Annotated in this window: 7 protein-coding genes; 3 read left to right on the top strand and 4 right to left on the bottom strand. The window is 70.2% G+C overall.

Annotation, left to right across the window (positions count from 1 at the left end; genetic code table 11):
• The 3 genes from ACWDTP_RS35385 to ACWDTP_RS35375 all read left to right on the top strand — a co-directional run.
• Positions 1-1,045: ATP-binding cassette domain-containing protein (locus ACWDTP_RS35385; protein WP_450027886.1), on the top strand; the 1,045-nt coding region annotated here is incomplete at its 5' end.
• On the top strand, positions 1,032-2,564 hold the full coding sequence (locus ACWDTP_RS35380; protein WP_450027887.1) for an ATP-binding cassette domain-containing protein: 1,533 nt from the start codon (positions 1,032-1,034) through the stop codon (positions 2,562-2,564). The genes ACWDTP_RS35385 and ACWDTP_RS35380, both read left to right, overlap by 14 nt.
• 10 nt (positions 2,565-2,574) lie before the next feature.
• A complete protein-coding gene (locus ACWDTP_RS35375) occupies positions 2,575-3,120 on the top strand; it encodes a DUF4190 domain-containing protein (RefSeq protein WP_450027885.1) in 546 nt (181 codons plus the stop codon).
• A gap of 3 nt (positions 3,121-3,123) precedes the next feature.
• Here ACWDTP_RS35375 and ACWDTP_RS35370 read toward each other — a convergent pair whose 3' ends face one another.
• The 4 genes from ACWDTP_RS35370 to ACWDTP_RS35355 form a co-directional block, all read right to left on the bottom strand.
• Positions 3,124-3,990: an acyl-CoA thioesterase domain-containing protein gene (locus tag ACWDTP_RS35370; RefSeq protein ID WP_450027884.1), complete on the bottom strand. Its 867-nt coding sequence runs from the start codon at positions 3,988-3,990 to the stop codon at positions 3,124-3,126.
• A 36-nt stretch (positions 3,991-4,026) separates the two neighbouring features.
• Positions 4,027-5,445: a pyruvate kinase gene (gene pyk, locus ACWDTP_RS35365; RefSeq protein WP_450027883.1), complete on the bottom strand. Its 1,419-nt coding sequence runs from the start codon at positions 5,443-5,445 to the stop codon at positions 4,027-4,029.
• Between the two features lie 27 nt (positions 5,446-5,472).
• The gene (locus ACWDTP_RS35360) at positions 5,473-6,975 is read right to left on the bottom strand and encodes a glutamate synthase subunit beta (protein ID WP_450027882.1); all 1,503 of its coding nucleotides are present in this window, start codon (positions 6,973-6,975) and stop codon (positions 5,473-5,475) included.
• Positions 6,968-8,539 (bottom strand): glutamate synthase-related protein (locus tag ACWDTP_RS35355; RefSeq protein WP_450027881.1); only part of this gene is annotated, 1,572 nt, incomplete at its 5' end. The genes ACWDTP_RS35355 and ACWDTP_RS35360, both read right to left, overlap by 8 nt.

The following is an 8,539-nucleotide window of genomic DNA, read 5'->3' as shown; positions in this document are numbered from 1 at the left end:
ATCGGAAGCGGCGCTGGCCGCGATGACGACCCTGCAGGCCCGCATGCTCGACCTGATCGCGGGAATACCGACGCTGCGAGCGGTCGGCCGCACCGCCGGATCCGTCCGGCGGATCGCCGAACTCTCTGCGACCCACCGGCGTTCGGCGATGGCAACGCTACGGATCGCCTTCCTCTCGTCGCTGGTGCTCGAGCTGCTGGCCACACTGGGTGTCGCCCTGGTCGCGGTCAGCGTCGGGTTACGGCTGGTCTTCGGCGATATGAGCCTGGCCGCCGGGCTGACCGCGCTGCTGCTGGCGCCCGAGGTGTTCTGGCCGCTGCGCCGCGTCGGCGCGGCATTCCACGCCGCGCAGGACGGTAAGACCGCCGCCGAACAGGCGTTGCGGCTGTCCGGGCCGGCATCGACGATCGGCGGCACCCGTGCGGTGTCGGTGCGCGCGCCGCGTATCGAGGTGGACGGCCTGGCCGCGGCCATCGAGCCGGGCCGGGTCACCGTGCTGACCGGACCCAACGGAGCCGGCAAAACCACGGTGCTTCAGGCGATTCTCGGCCTCACCGAGTTGCCCCGCGGGCAGGTCCGCGTCGATGACATCGAGGTGGCCGCACTCGACCTGGCCGGGTGGTGGCGTCGCATCGCCTGGCTCGCCCATCGTCCGGTCCTGATCCCCGGCACCGTGCGGGAGAATCTGGAACTGCTCGGCCCGCTGCCCGACCTCGGCACCGCGTGCCGCGCAGCCGGTTTCGACGAGGTGCTCGACGGGCTGCCCGACGGCCTGGACACCCGGACCGGTCGCGACGGCGTCGGCCTGTCACTGGGGCAACGGCAGCGCCTGGGGTTGGCCCGGGTGCTGGGTTCGGATGCCGGCATCCTGCTACTCGACGAGCCGACCGCACACCTGGACGCCGCACTGGAAACCCGGGTGCTGAACGCGATCGCCGCCCGCGCCAGGGCCGGGGCCACCGTGGTCGTGGTCGGCCACCGCGACCCGGTGCTGGCGATCGGTGACCGGATACTGACGGTGGGTGATTCCGTTGTGGCGCAATGACCCCCTGCCGAAGCTGGCCGTGGAACTGCTGCGGCCCCGGCTCGGCCGGCTGGCGCTGGCGAGCGGGCTCGGGGTGCTGTCGCTGGGCAGCGCGCTTGCCCTGGCCGGCATTTCGGCGTGGTTGATCACCCGCGCCTGGCAGATGCCGCCGATCCTGGACCTGAGCGTGGCGGTGGTGGCCGTGCGGGCCCTGGGCATATCCCGCGGCGTGTTCGGCTACTGCCAGCGGCTGGCATCCCACGACACCGCACTGCGCGCGGCCGCCAACGCCCGCACCGGCCTCTACCGCCGGCTCGCCGACGGTCCCGCCGACGACGCCATGCGGCTGCCCAGCGGGGAACTGGTGGCCAGGGCCGGCGCATCGGTCGACGAGCTGTCCGACGTCCTGGTACGCGCGGTGCTGCCGATCGTGGTGGCCGCCGTGCTGAGTTGCGCCGCGGTGGGTGCCGTCGCGCTGATCTCCCCCGCGGCGGCGACGGTGCTCGCGGTGTGCCTGCTGATCGCCGGGGTCCTGGCACCCGCGGTCGCCGCCCGAGCCGCGAACGCCGCCGAATCGGTTGCCTCCCAGCATCGTTCCGACCGGGACACCGCGGTGATGCTGGCGCTGGAGCACGCCCCGGAGCTGCGGGTGAGCGGCAGGCTCGACGACGTCATCGCCGTCGCCGAGCGCCACCACCGGGACTGGGGTGATGCGGGCGACCGCGCCGCGGCACCGGCCGCCCTCGCCGCCGCGATGCCCAGCGCAGCGACCGGTGTCAGCGTGCTGGGCGCCGTGATCGCCGGGATCGCGCTGGCACCGGCCCTCGCGCCGACCACCCTGGCGATCCTGATGTTGTTGCCGCTATCGGCTTTCGAGGCGACGTCGGCCCTACCGGACGCGGCCGTGCAACTCATGAGATCGCGGATCGCCGCGCGGCGACTGCTCGAACTCACCCCACCCGAACGCTATCTGCGGCCACGACCCGCGCCACCCGATGTCGAGCTGCCGGCGGGTGGCCGGCTGGCGGTGGTCGGGCCCAGCGGATCGGGCAAGACCACCCTGCTGATGGGCCTGGCCGACAAACTCTCCGAAACACCGCAGCGGGCGGCATTTTTCGCCGAGGATGCGCACCTGTTCGACACCACCGTGCGCGACAACCTGCTGGTTGTCCGCGGAGATGCCGCCGACGCCGAACTGGTCACGGCACTACGGCGGGTCGGCCTCGGGCCATGGCTCGAGGGGCTGTCCGACGGATTGGCCACCGTGCTGACGGGCGGCGCGGCCGGGGTTTCGGCCGGACAACGGCGGCGTCTGCTGCTGGCCCGTGCTTTGGTCTCGACTTTTCCGATCGTTCTGCTCGACGAACCGACGGAGAATCTGGATGCCGCTGACGGCCAACGGATCCTGACCGACCTGCTCCGGGCGGACGGATTGTTCGGCCACGGGCGCACCGTCGTGGTGGCCACCCACCATCTGCCGGCCGGCATCGACTGCCCGATCATCGACTGTCCGCCACTGGGTACGGCGGCCGGCGGGTAGCCTCACAGGCATGACCGACGAACGAGGCGACGCCCCCAGGTCGGATGTGCCCCCGCAAACCCCGCCCGCCCCGCCCCCGCCCTACCCGTACGGACCGTATCCGGGCGGGTATCCGCCCCCGCCGTACGGTGGCTATCCGCCGCAGCCCGCCGGGTTCGCCACCGGCCCGAAGAACGGGCTGGGCATCGCGGCCCTGGTGACCGCGATCGTCGGCCTGGTGTTGGTGTGGTCGGTGGTCGGCGGGTTCGTCCTGGGCATCGTCGCCATCGTGCTCGGCTTGATCGCCCACGGCCGGTGCAAGCGCGGTGAGGCCACCAACTCGGGCGTCGCGATCTCGGGCATCGTGCTCGGCGCGATCGCCATCGTGGTGTCGCTGGTCTTCATCGCCATCTGGGTGACCGTCGGCACCCGATGGTTCGAAGACGTCGGCGGCCGCGATTACATCAGCTGCCTGGAGGATGCGGGCAACGACCAGGCGGCGCAGCGGCGCTGCGAGGACGCCTTCGAGAAGCGCCTCGAAGACGAGTTCGGCGGCTCCCCCACGTCCACCCGCTGACCGTCAGCCCGCGCCGGGGAAGTATTTGACGATCCCCTCCTGGACGACGGTGGCCAGCAGCCCGCCCGACGCGTCGAAGAAGTGCCCGGTCCCCAGACCGCGGGACTCGGCGGCCACCGGCGAGGTGGTGGAGTACAGCACCCATTCGTCGAATTTGACCGGCCGGTGAAACCACACCGTGTGATTCATCGTCACCGCGAAGATGCGGTCGAAGCCCCACGACAGTCCGTGCGTGGTGATGATCGAGTCCAGCACCGTGGTGTCCGACGAGTACACCAGCGCGGCCCCGTGCAGCACCGGATCATCGGGCATGACGCCCTCGGTCTTCAGCCACACCCGGTTGTGGTCGAGCCTGCCGCCCTTGTCCCGCATCACCCAGGCCGGGTCGTTGGTGTAGCGCCATTCGATCGGCCGCAGCGCGTTGACGAACAACGGCACGGTCTGTTCATAGCCCCGCAGCAGTTCGTCGATCTTGGGCAGGGTGTCGGGTTGCGGCACGTCGGGCGCGGCGACGCTGTGCTCGAGGCCGCGGCCACCGTTCATGTAAGAGATCATCACGGTGGTCAGCAGCTGCCCGTCCTGCATGACATCGACCCGGCGGTTGGCGAACCGCCGTTCGTCGCGCAGCCGCACGATGTGGAACTCCAGGTCCTTCTCCGGGTCCCCGCCGGCGATGAAATGCGCCGACAGCGCGCTGGGGGCCAGCTTGTGCTCCAACGAGCGACCGCCCGCCACGAACGCCTGAGCCGTCATCTGGCCGCCGAACGTGCGGACCGGGTTCTTGCTCGGATGCGTGCCGATGAACAGATCGTCGCCGGCGCGGTCGAGTTCGAGAACTTCCAGGAGCTCCTCGAAATCCGGGTGTGACACTGAGCTCCTTATCCGCGCCCTCGTCGCCGAGCCTCGCTAGACGTCGTCCTCCCCGATGCGGTGGACGTGAATGAGATTGGTGGAGCCTACTGTGCCAGGTGGCGCGCCGGCGACGATGACCACCAGCTCGCCCCGCTTGTAGCGGCCCAGATCCAGCAGCGATTTGTCGACCTGGCGGATCATGTCGTCGGTGCTGCGCATCTGCGGCACGATGAACGTCTCGGTGCCCCAGGTCAGGGCCAGCTGACTGCGCACCTCCGGCAGCGCGGTGAACGCCAGCACCGGCAGCGGGGTGTGCAGCCGGGCGAGCCGCCGCACCGTGTCCCCGGACTGGGTGAAGGCCACCAGCGCCTTGGCGTCCAACCGCTCCCCGATATCGCGGGCGGCGTAGGAGATGACCCCCCGCTTGGTCCGCGGCACGTGAGTCAACGGCGGCACCACCACCGAGTTGTCCTCGACCGCGGTGATGATCCGGGCCATCGTCCGGACCGCTTCCAGCGGGTACTTGCCCACCGAGGTCTCACCGGACAGCATCACCGCATCGGCACCGTCGAGCACCGCGTTGGCGACGTCGGAGGCCTCGGCCCGGGTCGGCCGCGAGTTCTCCAGCATCGACTCCAGCATCTGCGTGGCGACGATGACCGGTTTGGCATTCTCCCGCGCCATCTGGATGGCCCGCTTCTGCACCAGCGGCACCTCTTCGAGCGGAAGCTCGACACCGAGGTCGCCGCGCGCGACCATGACGGCGTCGAACGCCAGCACGATCGCCTCGAGGTTCTCGACCGCCTCGGGCTTCTCCAGCTTGGCGATCACCGGGACGCGCCTGCCGACCCGGTCCATCACCTCGTGCACGAGTTCGATGTCGGCGGGCGAGCGCACGAACGACAGGGCGATCAGGTCGACCCCGAGCCGCAGGGCGAACTCCAGGTCGTCGATATCCTTCTCCGAGAGTGCGGGCACCGACACGTTCATGCCGGGCAGCGACAAACCCTTGTTGTTACTGACCGGGCCACCCTCGGTGACCTTGCATACGACGTCGTTGCCGTCGATCTGCTCGACGACCAGGCCCACCTTGCCGTCGTCGACCAGCAGCCGGTCACCGGCCGCGGCGTCGGCGGCCAGGTTCTTGTAGGTGGTCGACACCCGGTCGTGGGTGCCCTCGCAGTCGTCGACGGTGACCCGCACCGTCTCACCGGTCGCCCAGTACGTCGGACCGTCCGCGAACCGGCCCAGCCGGATCTTGGGGCCCTGCAGATCGGCCAGGATGCCGACGGCGTGCCCGGTGAGGTCCGACGCCGCCCGCACCCGCTTGTAGGAAGCTTCGTGGTCGCTGTGGTCGCCGTGGCTGAAGTTCAGCCGGGCGACATCCATTCCTGCCTCGACCAGCGCCCTCACCGTCTCATCGGTGCCGGTGGCTGGGCCGAGGGTACAAACGATTTTTCCGCGTCTGCTCACGTCGCATGAGCATAGTCGTTGATCGATTCAGATGACGGCCAGCGGTAGCGCTCCCGGCCGCACCGGCGCCGGCAGGTCCGACTCACCCATCAGGTAGGCGTCGACGGCGTGCGCGGCGCTGCGGCCCTCGGCGATGGCCCAGACCACCAGGGATGCGCCGCGGTGCGCATCACCGCAGACGAACACCCCGGGCGCGTCGGTCTGCCAGTCCGAACCACACGGCAACGCGCCGCGGCCGTTGAGCCGGAGCCCGAGGCCGTCGAGCAGCGCCATGTGCTCGACACCGTCGAACCCGATCGCCAGCAGCGCCAGATCGCACGGAATCTGCAGCGCCTCGCCGACCGGAGTGATCTGACGGCGCCCTTCGGCGTCGCGGGTCACCCGGACCTCGGCGATCTCGACCGCCCGCACCTGTCCGTTGTCGTCGCCGACGAAACGCTGCACCGCGACCTCGTAGCGGCGCGCACCGCCCTCGGCATGGGCCGGTGAGGTGCGCAGCACCAACGGCCACGTCGGCCAGGGGGTGCGGGCGTCGTCGCGCGCCTCGGGCGGCTCGGGGTTGTAGTCGAGTTGGGTCACCGAGACCGCGCCCTGCCGGTGCGCGGTGCCCAGGCAGTCGGCTCCGGTGTCCCCGCCGCCGATGATCACCACATGCCTGCCCGCCGCCGAGACCGGCGACGCACCGTCGCCCTCGCACTCGCGGTTGGCCGGCACCAGATGCTCCATCGCCAGATGCACCCCGTCCAGGTCGCGTCCCGGTACGTCGTTGTCGCGGGCGCGCAGGGCACCGACCGCCAAGACCACGGCCTGGTGCCGGTCACGCAGCTGCTCGACGGTGACATCGACACCGACCTCGCATTCGGTGACGAAGCGGGTGCCCTCGGCACGCATCTGCGCCAGCCGCTGGTTGAGCGTCGACTTCTCCAGCTTGTACTCGGGGATCCCGTACCGCAGCAAACCGCCGAGCCGGTCGTCGCGTTCATACACCGTCACCTCGTGTCCGGCCCGGGTGAGCTGTTGTGCCGCTGCCAATCCCGCCGGGCCCGATCCGACCACGGCGACGTGCTTGCCGGTCGAGATCGCGGCGGGTTGCGGTTCGACGGTGCCGTCCAGCCAGGCCTGGTCGGCGATGGTCTGCTCGATGCGTTTGATCGTGACGCTGCCGCCGGTCTGTTCCTCGGCGATCGACAGCACACAGGCCGCCTCGCACGGCGCCGGGCACAACCGGCCGGTGAACTCCGGGAAGTTGTTGGTCGCGTGCAACCGGTCACTGGCGGCGTCCCAGCGTCCGCGCCGCACCAGGTCGTTCCACTCGGGGATCAGATTGCCCAGCGGGCAGCCCGCACTCCCGGAGTGGCAGAACGGAATTCCGCAGTCCATGCAGCGTCGGGCCTGCTGGGACACCTCACCGGCCCGCTGGTGCGGATCCTGCCGCTCATAGACCTCGCGCCAGTCGCCGACCCGCTCGTCGACGGACCGCTTGGCGGCCTCGATCTTGGGAACTCGAAGGAATCCGGTCGGATCAGCCACGGCTGGCCTCCATGATCGCGCTGTCGACGTCGCGCCCCTCCGCCTTGGCCATCCTGGTGGCCTGCAGCACGCGTTGGTAATCGGTCGGCATGACTTTGGTGAATTGCGCACTGCGCCTTGGCCAGTCGGACAGGACCGAGGTGGCGACGGTGCTGCGGGTGTGCTGTGCGTGTCGGGCGACGACACCGTGCAACCAGATCAGGTCCTCGGGTTCGAGACGTTGCAGGGCAACCATCTCGGTGTTGACCTTCGCCGGGTCGAGGCCGAGCACGAACGCGATACCACCCGACATTCCGGCCGCCAGATTGCGACCGGTCCGGCCCAGGATCACCACCCGGCCACCGGTCATGTATTCGCAGGCGTGGTCACCGACCCCCTCGACGACCGCGAGCGCCCCGGAATTGCGGGCACCGAACCGCTCCCCCACCCGTCCCCGCAGGAACACCTCGCCCGAGGTCGCGCCGTAGAGCAGGGTGTTGCCCGCGATGACGTTGTCCTCGGGCAGGAACAGCACGTCGTCCGGCGGCCGGACGATCACCCGGCCACCGGAAAGCCCTTTGCCGACATAGTCGTTGGCGTCGCCGATCAACTCGAGGGTGACGCCGGGCGGCAGGAAGGCACCGACCGACTGCCCCGCCGAACCGGTCAGCGTGACGTGGATGGTGTCGTCGGGCAGCCCGGTCGCCCCGTACCGGCGGGTGACCTCCGCGCCGAGCAGCGTCCCGACGGTGCGGTTGACGTTGCGGACCGGCAGCTCCAGTCGCACCGGGTGAGCGTCCTCCAGCGCGCCTTCGGCGAGCTGGATCAGGGTGCGGTCAAGGGCGTGTTCGAGTCCGTGCTCCTGGCCGCGCACCCGGCGGCGCTGGGCCGGCGTGCCGCCGGGTGCATCGGCGGGGACCGCGAAGATCGGGCTCAGGTCCAGCCCCCGGCTCTTCCAGTGCGCGATGCCGGGAGCGGTATCGAGCACCTCGGCATGACCGACCGCCTCGTCGATGCTGCGGAAACCCAGTTCGGCGAGGTATCGGCGGATGTCCTCGGCGATGAAGGTGAAGAAGTTCTCCACGAACTCGGGCTTACCGTTGAACCGGGCCCGCAGTTCCGGGTTCTGGGTGGCGACACCGACCGGGCAGGTATCCAGATGGCAGACCCGCATCATGATGCAACCCGAGACCACCAGCGGCGCGGTGGCGAACCCGAACTCCTCGGCGCCCAACAGCGTGGCGACGACGACATCGCGCGCGGTGCGCATGCCGCCGTCGCACTGCACGGTGATGCGGTCGCGCAGCCCGTTGAGCACGAGGGTCTGCTGGGTGTCGGCCAGGCCGATCTCCCACGGCGCCCCGGCGTGTTTGAGCGAGGTCAACGGCGCCGCACCGGTGCCACCGTCGTACCCGGAGATCAGCACCACGTCGGCGTGCGCCTTGGACACCCCGGCCGCGACGGTGCCGACCCCGACACTGCTCACCAGCTTGACGTGGATGCGCGCATCGGCGTTGGCGTTCTTGAGGTCGTGGATCAGCTGGGCGAGGTCCTCGATCGAGTAGATGTCGTGGTGCGGCGGCGG

Source organism: Mycobacterium sp. NPDC003449, from assembly GCF_053588415.1.
The sequence above is the reverse complement of the archived record's forward strand: the minus strand, read 5'-3'. Positions and strand labels throughout refer to the sequence as shown.

Excerpts from the sequence above, each read along its gene's own strand:
- ACWDTP_RS35375 (WP_450027885.1), top strand. The coding sequence starts at position 2,575 with ATGACCGACGAACGAGGCGACGCCCCCAGGTCGGATGTGCCCCCGCAA.